This window comes from Weissella muntiaci (assembly GCF_008107635.1).
GTDB classification, from domain to species: Bacteria; Bacillota; Bacilli; order Lactobacillales; family Lactobacillaceae; genus Weissella; species Weissella muntiaci.
This window is the reverse complement of record NZ_SDGZ01000014.1, coordinates 18,521-38,853: the sequence shown is the minus strand read 5'-3', so window position 1 is coordinate 38,853 and position 20,333 is coordinate 18,521. Positions and strand designations below refer to the sequence as shown.

The following is a 20,333-nucleotide window of genomic DNA, read 5'->3' as shown; positions in this document are numbered from 1 at the left end:
AATTGGGAGCTTCTTTTTCACGTGCTGTGAGAGAGGAGCTTTTTATGTCGAGTATTGAAATTAATAATTTGAACTTTAACTATGGTCAACAAACAATTTTCGATCATGCGCAAATTAATATTAACGATCAATGGCGCTTAGGGTTGGTCGGGCGTAACGGTCGTGGGAAAACAACGTTATTAAATATTTTGCGTGGAACATTACCAGTTGACAGTCCGATCAATACAACTAAGCAGTTTAAATATTTCCCCCAGCCGGTTCAGAACGAGACGGATTTGACATACGACGTTTTAAAATCGTTGGCTGATTTTGAACTTTGGGAGATTGAACGAGAACTGTCTTTGATGGGGGCAGATCTTGAAATGCTCTGGCGACCGTTTGATACATTATCAGGTGGCGAACAGACCAAGGCTTTATTAGTGGTTTTGTTTTTAGCGCAAAATGGGTTTGCATTAATTGATGAACCAACAAACCATCTGGATGCTTTTAGTCGACAACTTGTGGCAGATTATTTGGCTAAACAAAGTAGCTATATCGTTGTAAGTCATGACCGCGAATTTCTGAATCAGGTGACTGATCATATTTTAGCGATTGAACGGACACAAATTAGACTGTATCAAGGGAATTTTGCAACTTATGAGTCGGAAAAAGAGTTACGCGATGACTTCGAACAAGCTGAAAATGCTAAGTTAAGAAATGAAATTGGTCGTTTGCAAAAGACGGCGCGTGATAAGGCGGCATGGTCCCAGTCACGTGAAGGCGATAAATATGGGCAACGACACGTGAAGGGCTCTGGATCAATCAATGATACTGGCTTTATCGGTGCTCGGGCTGCTCGGGTAATGAAGAAGGCTAAGCATCTTGAAAAGCGGATGCAAAATGACATCGAGGCGAAGAGCGACTTATTAAAGGATATTGAGGCCATTGAGGATTTAACGCTTAATTTTGTTTCAAGTCACCATCAAGTCCCTTTGCGGGTGGAGGAACTTACGGTTTCGTATCAGACTGAACCATTGTTTAAGCCGGTAAGTTTTGAACTTGCGAGAAATCAAGTGATTGCGATTACGGGGGCAAATGGTCGTGGAAAATCGAGCCTCTTGCAGGTGTTTTTGAATGAGTTTACTGGCAGTGTTCAGGGAAACTATCAGCTACCGCAATCTTTGAAAATATCGGCGGTTCGACAAATTACCAATTATCATGGGACTTTGGCTGATTTTGCTAAGACGCAGCAAATCGAGTTAAACGATTTGTTAGCCAATTTGAAGAAATTGGGGATGGATCGAATTGTTTTTAAAGAGCGCATTGAAAATATGAGTATGGGGCAACAAAAGAAGGTTGAGCTTGCTCGCAGTCTAGCCACCCCAGCCGAATTATACATTTGGGATGAACCGCTAAATTATCTCGATGTCTTTAATCACGATCAACTGGCAAAGTTGATTCAGACAATGCGACCAACGATGTTATTAATTGAACATGATCGGGATTTCATTAATCAAGTTGCGACGGACATCGTTGAGTTGACAAAACCGTAAATATTATGTAGTATATAGTTCCGGGCTCAGTATATATTTGCTGAACGGTTAAGAAAATAAACCAAGCTCCCAAGGTCAGTGATGGCATTGGGAGTTCTTTTGTTTTTTTTGTTAATTAACGTGAGTGTGCCCCAGAGATTGTTAGATATTCAAACGCGCAAATACGGAGGAATTTTATACATGGCAACAAAGTACATTTTCGTAACTGGTGGGGTGGTTTCATCACTAGGAAAAGGAATCGTAGCAGCATCACTAGGACGTTTGTTAAAAGCGCGTGGTTTTAAGATTGCAGTACAAAAGTTCGATCCATATATTAATGTTGACCCAGGCACAATGTCACCATATCAACATGGTGAGACCTTCGTCACAGATGATGGTTTGGAAACAGATCTTGATTTGGGACATTATGAGCGTTTTATCGATATTAATTTAAATAAGTATTCAAATGTGACGTCAGGTCGAATCTATTCAGAGGTCCTTGCTAAGGAACGCCGTGGTGATTATGATGGCGCTACTGTGCAAGTAATCCCGCATATTACCAATGCACTGAAAGAAAAGATGATGTTAGCAGCCGAGACTAAGGGCGCTGATATTGTGATCACTGAGGTCGGTGGAACTGTTGGCGATATTGAGTCTTTGCCATTCATTGAGGCATTGCGTCAAATGAAGCGTGAAGTTGGTGCAGAGAATGTGGCCTATATTCATACGTCTTTGATTCCATATTTGCGGGCAGCGGGTGAGATGAAGACCAAGCCTACACAACACTCTGTTGCAGAGTTGCGTTCTTATGGTATTCAGCCTGACATGCTAGTTGTTCGAACTGAGCAACCAATCACACAAGAAATGCGCGAAAAGTTGGCACTTTTCACTGATGTTGCTCCGGAAGCAGTTATTGAGTCATTGGATGCTGATATCTTGTATCAAGTTCCTTTGAACATGCAAGCACAAAATATGGATGATGTGGTTTTGAAGCGTTTGGGACTTGAAGCGCCTGAAGCTGATATGCATGAGTGGTCTAAGATGGTTGATCATATTGGTAACTTGCACAAGAAGTTGAAGATTGCTTTGGTTGGTAAGTATGCTGACCTGCAGGACGCCTATATTTCAGTTAACGAAGCCTTACGTGCAGGTGGTTATGCTGTTGATGCAGATGTTGAGATTAACGCGATTAATTCCGAACATGTTACAGTCGATAATGTGGCCGAATTGGTTGGTGATGCCGACGGAATTATGGTTCCAGGTGGCTTTGGTGCTCGTGGAACTGAAGGTAAGATTGCTGCAATTCAATATGCTCGTGAGAATAACCGACCATTCCTTGGGGTATGCTTAGGAATGCAACTTGCATCAGTCGAATTTGCTCGTAACGTCTTGAACTATGAAGATGCAAATTCAATCGAATTGAATCCTGAGACTTCAGCGCCGGTAATTGCTTTGATGAACGACCAGAAGGAAGTAACGGACCGTGGTGGAACATTACGTTTGGGATTGTATCCAGCTGAGTTAAAGCAGGGAACACAAACGCAGGCAATCTATGAAGCTGAAGAGATTCAACAACGTCATCGTCACCGTTACGAATTCAACACTGATTATCGTAAGCAGTTCGAAGATGCTGGAATGGTCTTTGCGGGAACATCACCTGATGATCGTTTGATGGAGATTATTGAATTACCAGCAAATGACTTCTTTATTGCAGCTCAATACCATCCAGAGTTCTTGTCACGACCAGATCGTCCAGAACCTTTGTATGCAGCTTTTGTTAAGGCCGCTTTGGCACAAAAAGAGGCTAAGTAAAGTTTAATTAACTAACTAAGAGGTGAATGAACTCATTTTGAGGGCATTCACCTCTTTTTATTGATCTGCTTTTTGTGCCAAGATGTTTTGAATCGCCATGGTTGTTTACCGGTTGTACGAAATTTTATAAGTAATTGCAAAGGTCTATTAAAATAGCCCGCAATTCTTGTTTAAATGTGTCATTTCGGTTACACTCATAAATGGAAAAGCTTTAGTAGCTTGAAGTGTCTTGTACATAAGGCAATTTAGATTGAAAAAGTTAGAAAGAAATAGAACCGATAAGCTACGGGGGATTTGTCGGTTTTACTGTGAGAAGGATATAGTCATGAAAAAGCTGTTAATCCATGGCGGACGGCGTTTGAGCGGCGAAGTGACAATCGGCGGAGCAAAGAACTCAACGGTTGCATTGATTCCGGCCTCAATTTTAGCTGACACTGCGGTTAAGTTCGATAGTGTGCCAGGCATCTTAGATGTTCAAAATTTACAATTAATTTTAAAATCAATGAACGTAACCTCAGACTTTAAGGGTGGCGAGCTAACCATCGACCCGACCGATATTGTCGAGGCGGAGTTACCAAGTACAGCAATCAAGTCATTGCGAGCATCATATTATTTTATGGGCTCACTTTTAGGGCGCTTTGGGCGCGCTACGGTAACTTTCCCAGGTGGTGATAATATTGGTCCACGGCCAATTGATCAACATATTAAAGGGTTTGAAGCGCTTGGTGCTCGAGTTCGGGAAGAAAATGATACGATTTATATCGATGCGCCAGAAGGTTTAAAGGGTGCTCGAATTTTCTTGGACATGGTTTCGGTTGGTGCTACGATGAATATTATCTTAGCTGCCGTCAAAGCTAAGGGGACCACGATCCTCGAGAATGCAGCGAAAGAGCCTGAAATTATTGACTTGGCGACTTTCTTGAATAATATGGGAGCGCAAGTACGTGGAGCTGGAACTGATGTAATCAGAATTGTTGGTGTGGAGCGCTTAGAGGCGCATAATACACATACGATTATTCCAGATCGGATTGAGGCTGGAACGTATCTTTCAATGGCTGCAGCCCAAGGTGATGGGGTTTTGGTGAAAAACATTATTCCCGAGCATATGGAGGCCTTTACGGCAAAGCTGATTGAAGCAGGCGTTGAACTTGATGTGCGTGAAGATTCAATTTTCGTACCAAAGACGGATGTACTTAAGCCGATTTCAATTCAAACGGCACCGTTTCCAGGCTTTGCGACTGACTTACAACAACCGATTACACCATTATTGGCCAAAGCCGCCGGAACATCCACAATTCTGGAGACGATTTATCCGGCTCGAACACGCCATATTCCAGAGCTAAATAAGCTTGGGATGAGTATTCAAGTGCCAAGTGAAGGTCTAATCGAGATTAACCAAAGCAGTCAACACACCGGAAATACTGTTAAAGCGGCGGAAATTCGTGCTGGAGCAGCCTTGGTAATTGGTGGTTTGATGTCGGATGGGATTACGGTCATCGAGGACGCGGAACATATTCTACGAGGATATGACCGTTTGATTCACAAACTGACATTCTTAAATGGTGACATCCAAATTATTGATGACGATGAAGCCTAAATATTTATGAAAAATGACATGGTGCGCCCTGTCATTTTTTATTTTTAGGTAAGGGTTTACATTGTTTAATTGTGATTCCTTACCTTGCTAATTGCGATAGAGCACGGTATTATAGATAAGTTACAGATTGAACGGTATTTAAATTGAACAAGGGAGAGGGCGCCGGATTGTGCCCCGTTCAAACATTTAATTAATAAAGAACTGTTCAAGACTTTTTAGTTCCTCGCCCGAGGGACGCAGTGGAGGAAATATTTTGAAGTTTTCAGAACTAGGTCTAAGTGAAGATCTTTTGACGGCCATTGAAAAGCATGGCTATGTAGAGGCAACCCCCATTCAGGAACAAACGATTCCTTTGACTTTGGCTGGGAAAGATGTGATTGGGCAGGCCCAAACTGGTACTGGTAAGACAGCTGCCTTTGGTTTGCCAATCTTGGAGATGATCGATACAAATAGTCGCGACGTACAAGCGCTGATCGTCTCACCAACACGTGAACTTGCAATCCAAACACAGGAAGAATTGTTCAAGTTGGGACGCGATAAGCATGTACGAGTACAAGCGGTCTTTGGTGGGTCAGATATTCGCCGCCAAATTACTAACTTGAATCACGGTGCAAACATCGTTGTTGGAACGCCAGGACGACTAATTGACCACATTAATCGTGGGACAATTAAGCTTGGCAATGTTAAGACATTGGTTTTGGATGAAGCTGATGAAATGCTTAACATGGGATTCTTGGAAGACATTGAGTCAATCTTGAAGGCTGTGCCAGATAAGCGTCAAACATTGTTGTTCTCAGCAACGATGCCAACGGCAATCAAGCGTATTGGTGTGCAATTCATGACAGATCCTGAGCACATCCAAATTGCTGCTAAGGAATTGACTACTGATTTGGTTGACCAATATTATGTACGAGTTCGTGATAACGAAAAGTTTGATACTTTGACACGGATTTTGGACGTTCAACAACCAGAATTGGCAATTTTGTTCGGTCGCACAAAGCGTCGTGTGGATGAATTGACACGCGGACTTGAATTACGTGGCTTTAAGGCTGCTGGTATTCATGGTGATCTAACACAACAAAAGCGTTCACAAGTTTTGAAGCAATTCAAAGCTAAAGAAATCGAGATCTTGGTTGCAACTGATGTTGCTGCCCGTGGATTGGATATTTCTGGTGTTACTTATGTTTATAACTTTGACATTCCACAAGATCCTGAATCATATGTTCACCGTATTGGCCGTACTGGTCGTGCCGGAGCGCATGGTAACTCAGTAACCTTTGTTACAAATGCTGAGATGGATTACTTGAAGGACATTGAGAAGCTAACTAAGAAGCGGATGCAACCTCTTAAGCCACCAACACGCGAAGAAGCTGTGGCTGGTCGTTTGTCTGTTGCCTCAGCTTCAGTTGAAGCCGCTGTTAGCGCTGTTGATGCATCATTGTTTGCAGAAGCAGCCGAGGGACTTGTTGAGAAGTATGATGCCAAGACTTTGGCAGCTGCTTTGTTGAGTGCCGTTGCAAATGTTGCCGAGATGGATGAGAGCTTTAGCTTGTCACATGAGCGTCCTTTGCCACGTAAGCGTTCAGGCTTTGGTGGTGGACGTCGTGATGGCGGACGTCAAGGCGGTGGTAATGGTCGTCGTGGCGGATACCGTGGTGGTGATCGCCGTAGTGGTGGTGACCGTAGCGAGCGCGGTAGTCGTGAGCGTCGTTCATACGATCGTGGTTCACGGACCGGTTCTGGTGACCGCTCACAACGTGGTCAATCAGGAGCACCTCGTCGCTCAAGTCGCGACTTTGTAATTCGTAATAACGATTAAAAATTGATCGAAACCTTTTGCTGGTAACGATCGAATAATATATAATCTTTGAAGGATGACTCAAATAGCTACTATTTGGGTCATTTTTTTTGCGTTATAATTGTTTGACAAACCTAGAGAAAAATAAGATTCGATGAGAAGGATACCTTCTACTTTACAAGGTTGTTATAATAATAGATAACATCTCGAGGGAGGAAAATTATGATTTTTGGAAATGGAATTGATGCACAGGAAATCGACGCAGTTGCTAAAATTGCTGAACGCCGACCAAGATTTATTGATGTGATTTTGACTCCCGCAGAAAAAGTGATTTATAACGATAAAAAGGGTAAACACCGCGATGAATTTCTAGCAGGTCGTTTCTCTGCGAAGGAAGCTTATTCAAAGGCCTTGGGAACGGGCATTGGTGCGGCAGTTTCATGGCAAGATTTAGAGATTCTGCCAAATGAAGCCGGTCAACCAGTGATTGTTAAGCATCCGAAGCTTGACCAGCTAATTGCACATATTTCAATATCACATACTGGTAATGCAGTACATAGCTCAGTTATTTTAGAGCAGATTGAAGACCTTGGACAAGTAGTTAGCATTCATCGGCCAGCGTGGATCGAAATTTCTCAACAGGCATTGCAACATAATGTAAACTATATTCGTGAATTGACCAATGCTAAGCGTTTCTTTGCGGTTGTGAAAGCGAATGCCTATGGTCACGGTATGCGACCAATCGTGACAGCAGCTTTGGCAGCTGGTGTAGATGGTTTTGCTGTTGCAACAATGGATGAGGGTCTCTGGTTGAGAAATTATGGAGTTGATCTACCAATTATGGTCCTCGGTGTGACTCCGGCTGAGGATGCTAGCATTTTAGCAGAATACGCGTTGATTCCAGTAGTGACCTCAAAAAGCTGGCTAGAGGCGGCCAAAGAAGCACTCCAATCAGCTGATTGTTTGACGGTATGGGCAGCGGTTGATACTGGAATGGGCCGAATTGGATTTCGAGATGCTGAGGCTTTGGAAGAGGCCCTCACTTTTATCGAGGAACAAAGTCAGTTTAGATTACATAGTATCGGAATGCACTTCGCCACAGCTGATAGTGAGAATGTAGCGTATTTTGAAAAGCAATTACAACGTTGGCAGACGATTCTAGCTGATTTGAATTTGGCGGACACTGTTTTATTACATGTAGCAAATTCTGGGACAGCGCTGTGGCATGAACAACCAAGTACAGATTTGATTCGTGTTGGTGCTGGAATGTATGGTTTTGATCCGTCACAAGGGGCTTTGAAACAACGTGAATTAGAGCCAGTCCTCAGTTTGAAAACTGAATTGGTTCATGTAAAGCAAGTGCCAGCCGGTGAGTCGATCTCTTACGGGGCAACTTATACAACTCAAACGACTGAATGGATCGGGACATTGCCAATTGGCTATGCTGATGGTTACGCACGAGCATTACAAGGTATGCGGGGACTATTGCCAGATGGACGTTCAGTCGAAGTTGTTGGACGAATTGCAATGGATCAGTTAATGGTTCGTTTGCCGGGTGAAGTACCAGTTGGGACAGTCGTAACATTGATCGGACAGGTTACTAATGAGACGATTACATTGGGTGATTTGGCTGATCGAATGGCGACGATCCCATATGAGATTGCTACAAGTTTATCGGCGCGATTGCCAAGATATTTAGTTGATTGAGGAAGCAGTATGCATAAAAAAATACGTGAACCAATCAAACGTGGTGATATTTTCTTTGCTGATTTATCGCCCGTTAGAGGTTCAGAACAGGGCGGACAACGCCCAGTGATTATTATCCAGAATGATGTTGGAAATAATTTCTCGCCGACGGTGATTGTTGCACCGATTACGGCACAAATGACAAAGACTAAATTACCAACCCACGTGGCGATGCCGTCAACCATTAATGTGACAGGTGTTGCACGTGATTCGGTGATTCTAGCTGAACAAATTAGGACGATTGATAAGCGCCGTTTACAAGACAAATTGGGGAATTTGCCACAAACATTAATGCAGAAGGTTGATCATGCTTTGATTATCAGCTTAGGTCTTGCTTTGGGGAACGATGAGCGGGAGATAGGTAGAAATGATTAATACATTAGTCACTCGCTGGGATGATTTGGTGCTTGCCTTATGGCAGCACATCCAGTTGACAACCTTTGCTTTAGTAATTGCGGCGATACTGGCAATTTCTCTAGCAATTTGGGCATTGCGCCATCGGCGAATTGCAGAGATATTTCTACAAATAACCGGGATCTTACAGACGATTCCGTCTTTGGCAGTGTTAGCGTTGATGATCCCGATTGTTGGGATTGGTTTTCCGGCTGCATTGACGGCGTTAGTCGTCTATGCACTTTTGCCAATTTTTCAAAATACCTACCTTGGCCTATCACAAGTCCAACCGGAATTGATTGATTCAGCAGCTGCGTTAGGTTTACCAAGGAATAAAATTTTGTGGAAGGTTCGCTTTCCATTGGCAACGCCTAATATCATTGCTGGCCTAAGAACAGCGACGGTGATGATTGTGGGGACTGGCACGTTAGCCGCCTTAATCGGAGCAGGTGGCTTGGGGTCGTTCATTTTATTGGGAATTGATCGTAATGATAACAATCTATTGTTGATTGGGGCGATTACGTCGGCCTTGCTGGCGATTTTGGCAACGCTACTGATTCAAATTATTGGTAAGACACGTGGAAAGTTGCGCTGGGCGATTGTTATCGGTTTGTTAGGTACGATTACTGTGGGGACCTTTGTACCAAAGCTTGTCTCGCAGCAAAGCAGTACGGTTGTGATTGCTGGTAAATTGGGTTCTGAGCCGACGATTCTAATTGAAATGTACAAAGACCTAATTCAAGCCGATGATCCGCATGTTAAAGTGATTACGAAGGATAGTCTTGGCACGACCTCGTTTTTGTACAACGCCTTAAAAAGTGATGATATTGATATCTATCCCGAATTTACAGGAACGATTTTGTCAGATATTGCGCGTAAGCCAGTTACTTTACCTAAAGGTGCATCAGCTGAGACAACGTATGCGGCAGCCAAGAAAGTTGCTAAGAATTTGAATTTAACGGTTGGTAAGCCAACTAAGTTTAACGATACTTATGCAATTGCTGTTAGCAGCTCAGTTGCTAAGAAGTATGGCTTAACGACAATTGGTGACTTACATAAATTGCCGAATGCCAGTGCGGGAATGACAGCAGAATTCTTGGATCGGACCGATGGTTGGCCGGGAATTGCACAGACGTATGACCTGACGGGTATTCCAACGACAAGTTTTGATCCAACGTTGCGATATCAGGCGATTGCACAAGGGAAGGTTTCGATTGTTGATGCATATAGTACAGATTCTCAGCTAAAGCAGTATCATTTACAAGTTCTGCAAGACGATCAACGGTTCTTTCCGGCTTATCAAGCAGTTCCGCTGATGAAGAATGCTTTTGCAAAGAAGCATCCTGATTATGTACAGTCGTTGAATAAGTTAGCTGGGAAAATTACTGATGCAGACATGCAGGAGATGAATTACTTAGTTAATGTGAAACATGAGCCAGCTAGTAAGGTCGCTAAAGATTATTTGGTCGAACATCACATACTAGCAAGATAATGGAGAAGCCCTTATGACACTTGAACATTTTGACGTTGGAATTATTGGTGCTGGTCCGGCTGGCCTATCAGCTGCGTTTGCTTTAAAGGCGGGCGGCAAGTCAGTTGTAATTATTGAAGAGTATTTGTGGGGCGGAACTTGCCCCAATTATGGTTGCGATCCAAAGAAGATGCTCTTGGCAGCGGTCGAGGCAAAGGATCAAGTTGAGCACCTTGCGGGTGCGGGTGTCGTGGGTGATGTAAAACTGGACTGGACAACATTGATGCGTCATAAGATGGCCTTTACTGAACCGATCACTGCACGTAAAATTGTTGGTTTAGATGAAGCTGGTATTGCACACCGTTATGGACATGCCGAATTTGTAGACGACCAGACTGTCCAATTACCAGGTAATACGATTAAAGCCAATAATTGGATTATCGCCACAGGGGCACGACCTGCTCGTTTGGACGTTCCGGGTGATCACTATCTATTAGATAATGAGGATTTTCTAAATTTGGCAACAATGCCGGATGAAATCACGTTAATTGGTGGTGGCTTTATCGCAATTGAGTTTGCAAATATTGCGTTGGCAGCGGGGGCAAAGGTTCATTTGGTTCTGAAGCATGATGTAGTTTTGCGGGGCTTCGATCGGGATATGGTTGCTACGATGGTTGCGGAAATGACGGCTAAGGGTGTTAATTTCCAATTTATGTTTGATACTGATACAGTAACTCAAACGGCTGATGGGCGAGTTACTTTGCATGCAACCGATGGTAGAACTTTGACGGTTGCAGCGGCCTTCTTGGCGGCCGGCCGAAAAGGCAATACTGATCAGTTGAATATTGAAGCGGCTGGGGTTCAAGTTGAGGGTAACGGAATCAAGGTTGATGAATATTTGCGGACCACAACTGAACACATCTATGCGGTGGGGGATGTTGCAAACCTCCCAGTACCAAAGCTAACACCAACTTCTTCAGCTGAAGCGCGTTATGTAGCTGGTCACATTCTAAATCCGGCAAATGGACCAATGGTCTTTCCAGCAACTCCTGTGGTAGTATTCGGTTCGCCAAAGTTGGGTGAAGTTGGTATTACTGAAGCGGTTGCTTTGACGCAAGGTTATTCTATTGAAAGTTTTGATATGAGCCATTGGATGGGATACTACCGTAATCTTGAACCAGTAGCACAGGCAAAGGTGATTCTTGATCAACAAGGGGTAATTGTTGGTGCCAGCGTTTTGGCTGCTCATGCCGATGAATTGATCAACTACTTCACTAGTGCAATTAACCGTAAACAAACTCAAGCAGATATGCGTAAAGAAATGTATTCATATCCATCACTGGGATCTGATATGACCGCTTTTATGGGTGGCGGAATGGATTAATTAAATTCGAATTAGTCGAACGAAGAGATGATCTTCGTTCGTTTTTTTTGATTGAAACAGGTTGTTGTCGATAAGGAAGGACTATACTAGAATAGTTAGGAATGTAGATAGATGAGGGGTGAGAAATGAACGAAGATAAAAGAGCTGAACAGCAACGCCTTGACGGAGTGGTTTCGATTATCGATGAGCAAATTGTAAGTTCTCAACAAGCTTACGAAGAGGCCCATGCCGAGACAAGAGCAGTCGAAGGAAACTACCTAAACAATATTTCGATTAATACAATCGAATTAGATGATGCTATGGAGACAAATGCTGAGGTGCAGCAACAACGTAACATCGTGGCTCGGGTTGTGGAAACTGAATCAATTATGAAGAAGGTTGTTGATACCCTAACTGATTTACGACCTAGTCCTTACTTTGGTCGCATTGACATTAATGAATCTGGTGAGCAGGAACAATTGTATATTGGAATTGCTTCACTTCAGGATGGTCAGCAAGATTTTCTGATCTACGATTGGCGTGCTCCAATCAGTGGGATTTATTACAACGGTACCTTGGGTCCAGTGACCTACCCAACACCGGCTGGTGAGCAACGGGCTGATCTAGTGAAAAAGCGCCAATTTAATATTGATGATGCGCAAATTGTGAATATGTTTGATACCAATGAGACTGTGGGCGATGAGATGCTTCAATATGCCTTGGGTCAAGAAAATGATAGTACGATGCGAAACATCGTGGCGACCATCCAGCAGGAGCAAAACGCAATTATCCGTGATACTACGAGTGATTTATTGGTGGTCCAAGGAGTTGCCGGTTCGGGTAAAACTTCTGCAATTCTACAGCGAATCGCGTACTTGTTATTCCATGCGCGTGAAGATTTAAATAGTGATCAGATTGTGCTATTCTCGCCAAATCGGTTATTCTCGGCCTATATCGCGGATGTATTGCCATCCTTGGGCGAACGAAATATGCGCCAGGTGACGTTAGCTGAGTTTTTGTCTGCACGGTTACAGGGGCTAAAGGTGCAAAGCCTGTTTGACCGTTATGAAGATGGTCCAAATCGTGGCGACTCGGCTAGTAATATGATTCGAACGACGCTTGAAAGTGCGACAATCTTTACGTATCTAGCCGAATACGTTCAACAATTGACGGCGACAACAATTCGCTTTGCGGATATTAACTACCAAGGAAGTGCTTTTTTTACCAGTACGGCAATGGAACGGATTTTTGCAGAGCTATCACCGGCCTATTCGGTTCGTGAACGAGTTGTTCAAACGCAAAAAAGATTAGATGAACGCCTTAGTCGGCGAATTGAACGAATGGTGAATGATGACTGGGTCTTGGAAGCTTTGAACAACATGGACGAGTATCAGTACAATGATCTTCTAGATGAAGAGGTGGCTGAAAAAGTGGCCGAGGAAGATAGTATTGCAGATACAATGGCTCTGGCGGGCAAACGGTATTTGGAACGAAGCCTACAAAGTGTGGCGGATGCAATTTATAATGGCTTCTTCTTTGATGTATATGAACAATATGCAGACTTTTTGAGTTATCTGGCTGAGAGAAATCCAGAGCAGTCTGATTGGTGGTTGGCGAAACAAGAACGTTTCTTGCGTGAATTGGAGTACCACCGAATTGATTTAGAAGATGCGACACCAATTTTATATTTGCGTGATTTATTGAGCGGTTATGGTACGAATCAGGCTATGCATTATATTTTTATTGATGAGATGCAAGATTATTCAATGGCTCAGCTCCTCTATTTGAGACATGCCTTTCCAAATGCGAAGTTTACATTACTTGGTGATAGCGAGCAGGCACTTTTCCGGCCAGTCGAAAAGCCAGCTAGTCTTTTGAAACGTTATAGTGAAGCCTTTACGGCTCAATCGCCAACTTTGGTTGTCTTGAATAAAGCCTATCGCTCCACACAGGAAATTATGAATTTTGCAAAGGCTTTGTTGCCGGATGGCGATCAAATTGTTTCTTTTACACGAAGTGGCGAGAAACCTCAGTTGGCACTTACTGATAGAGAACATGTTCAAGCAAAGTTGAGCCAGCTAGTTGATCAACAGATCGACAAGTGGAAGACCGTTGCAATTTTGACCAAAACACAAGTGCAGGCTGAACAGGTTGCAGAAATGTTAGCAGACTACCCACAAGCAGTTCAGTTACTAACGGCAGATGATCGAACGCGGACGGCTCAGATATTGATTATGCCAATCTACCTTGCTAAAGGATTGGAATTTGACGCGGTAATTGGCTTTGATGTATCTGCAAATAACTATCCGGATCAGTTAGCAAATGGGCTTTTATATACGTTGGCATCACGTGCAATGCACGAATTAATTCTGATTAGTGTTGGAACTGTGACACCATTGATTGAACGAGTGGCACCAACTTTAACATGGCTTGCATAATGGTGTTGTGATAATGGTCAAAAATGCTTACAATAATAAGCGACAAATTAAATCTACCTGCGCTTGTTCGTAGGGAAAATCGCGTGGGATTTTGGTGAACGGTAAAGCCTTAAAAGGATTTTTTAATGCAGGGCAGTTACAATCAAATTTTATTTCCACGTGATCAGTGGCAGGTGCTACTAGAAGGAGCTAACTTATGACAGAAAAGTCAGTGTTACTAACTGGTGATCGACCAACAGGCAAGTTGCACATTGGACACTATGTTGGATCGCTTAAAAATCGTGTTGCAATGCAAAATTCTGGTGAATATGATCCTTATATCATGATTGCAGATAAGCAAGCTTTTACTGACAACGCTCGCGATCCAGAGAAGATTCATAATTCATTGCTTGAAGTTGCGTTGGATTATTTGGCGGTTGGAATTGATCCAGCTAAATCAACGATTTTTGTGCAAACAGCAGTACCAGAATTATCAGAATTAACCGAGTACTTTTTGAACCTAGTTTCAATCGCTCGTTTGCAAAGAAACCCAACTGTTAAAGCGGAAATCCAACAAAAAGGATTTGGTGAGAGTATTCCAGCGGGCTTCTTTGTTTATCCAGTATCACAGGCGGCTGATATTGCTCTTTTCAAAGGATCCGTAGTGCCAGTTGGTGATGATCAGGAGCCAATGTTAGAGCAAACCCGTGAATTGATTCGTTCATTCAATCATTATTATGGCAACGGACAAGATATTCTTGTGGAACCACAAGGCGTCTTTCCACCAAAGGGGCAGGGGCGAATTCCAGGCCTTGACGGAAATGCGAAGATGTCAAAGTCGTTGAACAACGCTATTTATATTAGTGATGATGAAGATACTTTATGGACCAAAGTTAAGTCAATGTATACAGATCCCACGCATATCAAGGTGGAAGATCCAGGGCATGTTGAGGGAAATATGGTTTTCACCTATCTGGATATCTTTGATCAGGACACAGCCACGGTAGCTGACTTGAAGAACCAATATCAAGCGGGTGGTTTGGGCGATATGAAGATTAAGAAGTATCTCTTTGAGGTGCTTAATCAAGAATTCGCACCGATGCGTGAGCGCCGTGCTCAGTATGCGGCCGACCGTGGGCAGGTTATGCAAATGTTAGCCGACGGATCTGCAAAGGCCCGTCAAACGGCACAGGCTACAATGACAGAAGTTCGCGCAGCAATGGGCATTAACTACTGGAGCTAATTAGAGGAAGTTCTTATGAAGTATTTAGCAGTGATTGATTTGGGTTCTAATTCAACTCGAATGGTTGTTGAAGAGTTTCAAGACAATGGTGAGTATGTTGAATTGAAGCGGCGTAAGTTGGATACTCGACTTGCTGAGGGGATGGATCGAAATGAAGGTGCCTTAACGGATCTAGCGATGGATCGTGTGGTTGCCGCACTAATGGAATTCGAGGCTGATTATCGTGACTATCCTGATATACAGGTTTTAGGAATTGCTACTGCCGCTGTGCGCGAAGCAAGTAATCAAATTGAATTCTTGGACCGGGTTTATCACGCGGTTGGCGTGGAAATCCGAGTTCTTACAGGCGACCAAGAGGCCTATTATGATTATTTGGGTGCGTTCTCGGCTTTACAGATTGACGATGCTTGGCTTTTAGACACAGGTGGAGCTTCGGTTGAGTTGGTCGGCATTGAAGAGCGGATGGCTGCTAATTTTATCTCTTTGCCTTTTGGGGCAGTGACCTTGGCAGAGAAGTTTCATTTGAATGGTGAGGCTGTGATCGAGCCAGCAAACATTATGCGAGCGCAGAAGTACGTGTGTCAGGAATTTGAAAAGTTGCCTTGGTTGGATGAGGCAGTGACTTTACCAATTGTTGTTCTTGGTGGAGCAAATCGTTCGCTTGCACGGCTTAGCCGACAACAACATCATTTGACAACTACGAATAACTTTCATGGGTATGAAATGCAGGCGCTTGATGTTTTAAACACATTTAATGAGATGACAGAGATGAGCAAGGATCAACGAGCGCTGCTCTTAGGAGCTGAGGCTAACCGAGCGGATATTATCATTTCTGGATTATTACCCTTGGTAGAATTAATTAAGCAGACCGGTGCTGAGCGAATTGTTTTCTCAGCATCTGGGGTCCGTGAAGGGATTTTGCAAGAATATCGCATGAAGATAAAGTAGAAAAAAGACTAACCATTGATTGGTTAGTCTTTTTTTACGGTTATTCTTGATCGAGATTTGATTTGATTTGAACCATGTAATTTGGCAAAAAGTCGGCGATGATAGTTGGTTTAACAACATACGAGTGGTGAGCCATCTGTTCAGCAATCGCTGAATGAACATAGACAGCTGCTTCAGTCGCTTTGGTTGCATTAGTAAATTGGGCAAGGAAGGCGGCGATAATTCCAGCAAGGGTATCACCCATGCCCCCAACAGCCATGTAAGGTCCACCAAGCTTCAACTGAAACTCGCGTTGGTCAGACATCACAATTGTATGATGTTGTTTGAGAACTAAAGTATTTGCATTCAAAATTGAGCGTTGGACATTGTTAAGCGACATGTTATCTTGATAAGCAAGTTTAATGCCACTTAATAGCTCCCATTCACCTTGGTGAGGAGTGGCAACGCTAAAGACGTTGAGTGGGAAAACAAGGTTATTTTGTGCCATAACGGTCAATGCAGAGCCATCAACAACCAGGCGTTGGTTACCTTTGGCTAGAGCAAAGGTTTTTTTGACAAGCCGAATAGCAAACTCATCAGTACCGAGGCCAGGTCCAATCAAAATAACATCTGATTTTTCAATGGCGGAGCTTAATTCGGCGTCGTCATGCCAGTCAATGAACATTGCTTCTGGTGTGCGCACGTGAAGGGCCGTCAAATTAACGGGATCAGTGGCCAGAGTAACTAGCCCGGCACCTGCATTTACAGCCGCCGCGGTGGCCATTAGTCCAGCACCACCGAATTGTTGATTACCGGCAATTATCAAAACACGCCCAAAGTCACCTTTGTGTGAATTGCTTGGTCGTTTTTGAATAATTTCATGGACAATGGTTGCTGTAAGTTCTTCTGTCATATGAGCTCTCCCTGGATTACGATGTTATTTAAATTATAACCCTAAAAGTCGACTGATTGTGAATATGCGATTGAATTTCTTGGTTAGAATTGGGTAGTAGCAAAACTAAACAACGCATATCATTTGAAAGTTAGACTAGCGTTGTTGAGCGGGGTAGCTATTTGTGTCTAGGAGGGCAAAGCGATAGCCATTCTGATTGGCATAGTCGATGATTCGCCCGACGGCATCGACGGATGTTTGTTTTGTATCGTGCATGAGAACAACATTATCACGATGGGGTTGTAATTCACTGATGACTGAATTATATGGTTGATCGGAATTGGTCTGAACAGAGCCATCACCGGCCGATACGTTCCAATCAAAATATTGATAACCACGATTACGGATTTCCGGTAGAATGTAGCTCATTATGTTTGGCGAGTAACTGTTGCTGATAGTATTGGCACTTCCGCCTGGCACTCGGACAAGTTTAGAATGATAACCGGTGATTGCGATTACGCGTTCATTGATTCGCTCTAAATCATTAAAATAGTTATCGATCGAACTATACACCTCCGCATAGTTATGTGTGTACGTGTGCAAGCCAATGCGATTGCCCTCATCGTATTCCTGCTTAATTAAGTTATCGGGGCCGTTGCCAGTTACAAAAAAGGTTGCTTTAACCTGCTTAGTCTTTAGAGTTTGTAATAATTGTGGTGTTGTGGTTGCATTGGGACCATCATCGAAAGTTAGATAAATCACACTGTCAGAATTTTGCTTGCTTGAAGCGGCTGCGGCAGATGCAGCTAAAGCAGAGCTGCTCTGGGCTGCACTTTGTTTACGAGCAAGTGCTTTGCTGACAACGTCGTGGCTGGTAACGATATGGGGATAGATTAAAAATAGGAGACAGGCCAATAGAGCGGTGATAGATGTGATTAAGAGTGAGCGGAATTTAATAGGCATAAAGGACCTCAGATTCGTAAGGGATATTGATTGTAGATACTATTAATAATAAGATAACACCATTTATGACGTTTTCAATAGTTTTATCTCAGTTGGTTTTGAGGACGGGTTTGGATATTATACGTTAGTTTGATTAAAAAACGTTTCGCTTGTAAGCGCTTGCAGATAGTGATATTATAATGGTGTACCAAAGGAAAGGTGGTAATGAGCTTGGTCGAAAATTCATTCTCAACTTCAGCTATTACATTACAAACTTTAATCCGCATGGGCGTGTCGCAGTAATGACCCAAGATCTACGAAAGTATCTGAATATAATTCGATAAACATACGTCTTGATGTTGACAACTCTTGGTGTCATTAGCAATCAGTGTAGGTATGAGGTTTGATAATCATATTTTTATGATGAAAGACTAAACCTAAGTTACTTACCTGACCCGACACGGCTCGCTTTTTCAGATTTTGGTGACAGAATCGGCAATGTAACTTATTGTGAACGGGTAATGTGGGTACTGTTTGTTAATGCTTAAATAGATGATTTGGTTAGATTTATCAGGGACAGGTGTTTAGGACTGCAGCCTAGACTTCTGATAAGTCTCTTACAATTGAATATTAGGGAGGCCGAAAGGGTAGCCCTAGTTGAGCGTCGCAAGACTCAACGAAAACCGTCCACGGAGCAGAACTGCTTGGTGGATTTTTAATTGTAGTCACCAAATGGGGCTGGACATATAAATATTAAACATGAATAATAACAGTATTGATTTATTACAAGATTGAAATGAGAGAAGAGAATTGATATGGCCGGACGATACACACAAGAAGAAGTTAATGAGCTAGTTGCCAAGGCGGTTGCTGCCGAGACCTATAACGGTCGAGAGGTTATCGAGAATTACGAGGAAAGTTTGCAGTCGCTAAAGCAAACAGTTGAGGAATTATTGACTAAAAATCAAACGCTTGAGACACAGATGGCGGCAAAAGATCAAAATATTGCAAATGAGGTCGGCGCTTTAGAGCAGTCTGAAAAGAAGTATGCGGCCCTTGAAAAAGATTACGATAGTGTCAAAGGTGAATTAAACAGGTTTGATGATAAGTTGACCGAGTTAGGTTTAAAAATTAAGCAAGGCTATGAGGAACAGCTCGCTCAACAAGTAGCCAAGATTGCTAATTTAGAAGGTGAGCTTGCGGCGATTTATGATGATGTGATGGATAAGCCAGGGACTGTTCGCGTTCGCTCAATCCGGCTTGCTAATTTAGAACTATCTGATTTACATGCGCCTGTAGCTGATGATAACCAAGAGGTTTTGGCATTGACACTACATGCTCCGTTCTCAAAGCCAATTGGCCGGATGATTGCGCAAGGTTTGCATGGTGTGGAACTGACTGATTAATACTAGGTAGGAGTTATAAAGCATGGCAATTTTTAATAATGATGAAACATATACGTCTTTACAAGTTGAGACGATGATTAAAGAGAAGACTGTTGAATTAAACAAGACGATCAATCAACAAAAGCTGGATTTGGCAAAAGCTGAAAAATTACAAAAAGTCAGCGAAGAGGCTAAGCAAAGGGCGGAGGTTGAAAAACAGAAGGCAGTCGAAACACTTTCAAATTTACAAACGAAGCAGGAAGGTCTATTAACAGAGTTGAACGAAGTTACGGACGCTTTTGAGACATATCAGGCAGACCATCAAAATCTAAGCGAAACAGAATTGAAAGCAATCGTGGATGAGGCGATTGTAACGGCAACTAAAGCACTAACACAAAAATTAGTTGTTAGCGAGGAAGCGACTAAGGCTTTAGATGCTGAACTTGCACAGATCTATGATGATGTAATGGACAAGCCGGGGATCATTCGGGTTCGCTCAGTACGATTATCAAATATGGAATTGTCTGATTCAGGAATTTTAAATGAAAATGATGATCAAGAGGTTAAGTCTGTAACCATTCACGCTCCGTTTTCAAAGCCAATTGGCCGAATGATTGCCAAAGGGCTTCATGGTGTCATGGTTGATACGCAGGTTGTTAAGAAATCTGAGCCTGTAAATGGCAAACTTGAAAAAGCAGGACTGACTAAGGCTGATAAAGGACAAGCTTAAAATAAGATAATTATGAGAAACTTGCTTGTGGACTGCTTGCCAATGATTTTGATATGATCTGCCTTAATGGGATTAGCTAAAAAGCTGTTGGATTAATTTATTAAGT

15 protein-coding genes are annotated in these 20,333 nt (G+C 42.9%); 13 read left to right on the top strand and 2 right to left on the bottom strand.

The genetic code is table 11. The features are described 5' to 3' along the window. The first annotated feature begins 44 nt into the window (after window positions 1-44). From abc-f to ESZ50_RS05230, 11 genes are all read left to right on the top strand, one after another. Complete coding sequence (gene abc-f, locus ESZ50_RS05280; protein ID WP_148622552.1) at window positions 45-1,532, top strand: ribosomal protection-like ABC-F family protein; 1,488 nt, start codon at window positions 45-47, stop codon at window positions 1,530-1,532. Window positions 1,533-1,712: 180 nt separating this feature from the next. Beyond that, the gene (locus tag ESZ50_RS05275; RefSeq protein ID WP_148622551.1) at window positions 1,713-3,323 is read left to right on the top strand and encodes a CTP synthase; all 1,611 of its coding nucleotides are present in this window, start codon (window positions 1,713-1,715) and stop codon (window positions 3,321-3,323) included. A gap of 325 nt (window positions 3,324-3,648) precedes the next feature. Further along, window positions 3,649-4,920: a UDP-N-acetylglucosamine 1-carboxyvinyltransferase gene (locus ESZ50_RS05270; RefSeq protein ID WP_148622550.1), complete on the top strand. Its 1,272-nt coding sequence runs from the start codon at window positions 3,649-3,651 to the stop codon at window positions 4,918-4,920. Between the two features lie 253 nt (window positions 4,921-5,173). Beyond that, window positions 5,174-6,739: a degradosome RNA helicase CshA gene (gene cshA, locus ESZ50_RS05265; RefSeq protein WP_148622549.1), complete on the top strand. Its 1,566-nt coding sequence runs from the start codon at window positions 5,174-5,176 to the stop codon at window positions 6,737-6,739. 201 nt (window positions 6,740-6,940) lie between these two features. After that, window positions 6,941-8,425 (top strand): alanine racemase, encoded by a 1,485-nt coding sequence (gene alr / locus ESZ50_RS05260; protein WP_148622548.1) that lies wholly within the window; start codon window positions 6,941-6,943, stop codon window positions 8,423-8,425. A 9-nt stretch (window positions 8,426-8,434) separates the two neighbouring features. Continuing rightward, window positions 8,435-8,839 carry a type II toxin-antitoxin system PemK/MazF family toxin gene (locus ESZ50_RS05255; protein ID WP_148622547.1) on the top strand — a complete coding sequence of 135 codons (405 nt, stop codon included), beginning with the start codon at window positions 8,435-8,437 and terminating at the stop codon, window positions 8,837-8,839. Continuing rightward, window positions 8,832-10,349 (top strand): ABC transporter permease/substrate-binding protein, encoded by a 1,518-nt coding sequence (locus ESZ50_RS05250; RefSeq protein ID WP_148622546.1) that lies wholly within the window; start codon window positions 8,832-8,834, stop codon window positions 10,347-10,349. Before ESZ50_RS05255 ends, ESZ50_RS05250 begins: the two co-directional genes overlap by 8 nt. Before the next feature lie 13 nt (window positions 10,350-10,362). Next, the gene (locus ESZ50_RS05245; protein WP_148622545.1) at window positions 10,363-11,712 is read left to right on the top strand and encodes a dihydrolipoyl dehydrogenase family protein; all 1,350 of its coding nucleotides are present in this window, start codon (window positions 10,363-10,365) and stop codon (window positions 11,710-11,712) included. Between the two features lie 125 nt (window positions 11,713-11,837). Continuing rightward, the gene (helD, locus tag ESZ50_RS05240) at window positions 11,838-14,129 is read left to right on the top strand and encodes an RNA polymerase recycling motor HelD (RefSeq protein ID WP_148622544.1); all 2,292 of its coding nucleotides are present in this window, start codon (window positions 11,838-11,840) and stop codon (window positions 14,127-14,129) included. A 196-nt stretch (window positions 14,130-14,325) separates the two neighbouring features. Beyond that, window positions 14,326-15,351 carry a tryptophan--tRNA ligase gene (gene trpS, locus ESZ50_RS05235; protein WP_148622543.1) on the top strand — a complete coding sequence of 342 codons (1,026 nt, stop codon included), beginning with the start codon at window positions 14,326-14,328 and terminating at the stop codon, window positions 15,349-15,351. 15 nt (window positions 15,352-15,366) lie between these two features. Further along, complete coding sequence (locus tag ESZ50_RS05230) at window positions 15,367-16,299, top strand: Ppx/GppA phosphatase family protein (RefSeq protein WP_148622542.1); 933 nt, start codon at window positions 15,367-15,369, stop codon at window positions 16,297-16,299. Between the two features lie 40 nt (window positions 16,300-16,339). Here ESZ50_RS05230 and ESZ50_RS05225 read toward each other — a convergent pair whose 3' ends face one another. Then, window positions 16,340-17,191 carry an NAD(P)H-hydrate dehydratase gene (locus ESZ50_RS05225; RefSeq protein ID WP_148622541.1) on the bottom strand — a complete coding sequence of 284 codons (852 nt, stop codon included), beginning with the start codon at window positions 17,189-17,191 and terminating at the stop codon, window positions 16,340-16,342. 135 nt (window positions 17,192-17,326) lie between these two features. Next, window positions 17,327-18,133, bottom strand: a complete 807-nt coding sequence (locus tag ESZ50_RS05220; RefSeq protein WP_148622540.1) for a polysaccharide deacetylase family protein — start codon at window positions 18,131-18,133, stop codon at window positions 17,327-17,329. Between the two features lie 794 nt (window positions 18,134-18,927). Here ESZ50_RS05220 and ESZ50_RS05215 point away from each other — a divergent pair. Both ESZ50_RS05215 and ESZ50_RS05210 read left to right on the top strand, forming a co-directional pair. Next, on the top strand, window positions 18,928-19,518 hold the full coding sequence (locus ESZ50_RS05215) for a hypothetical protein (protein WP_148622539.1): 591 nt from the start codon (window positions 18,928-18,930) through the stop codon (window positions 19,516-19,518). 22 nt (window positions 19,519-19,540) lie between these two features. Next, the gene (locus ESZ50_RS05210; RefSeq protein ID WP_148622538.1) at window positions 19,541-20,227 is read left to right on the top strand and encodes a hypothetical protein; all 687 of its coding nucleotides are present in this window, start codon (window positions 19,541-19,543) and stop codon (window positions 20,225-20,227) included. Window positions 20,228-20,333 lie beyond the last annotated feature (106 nt).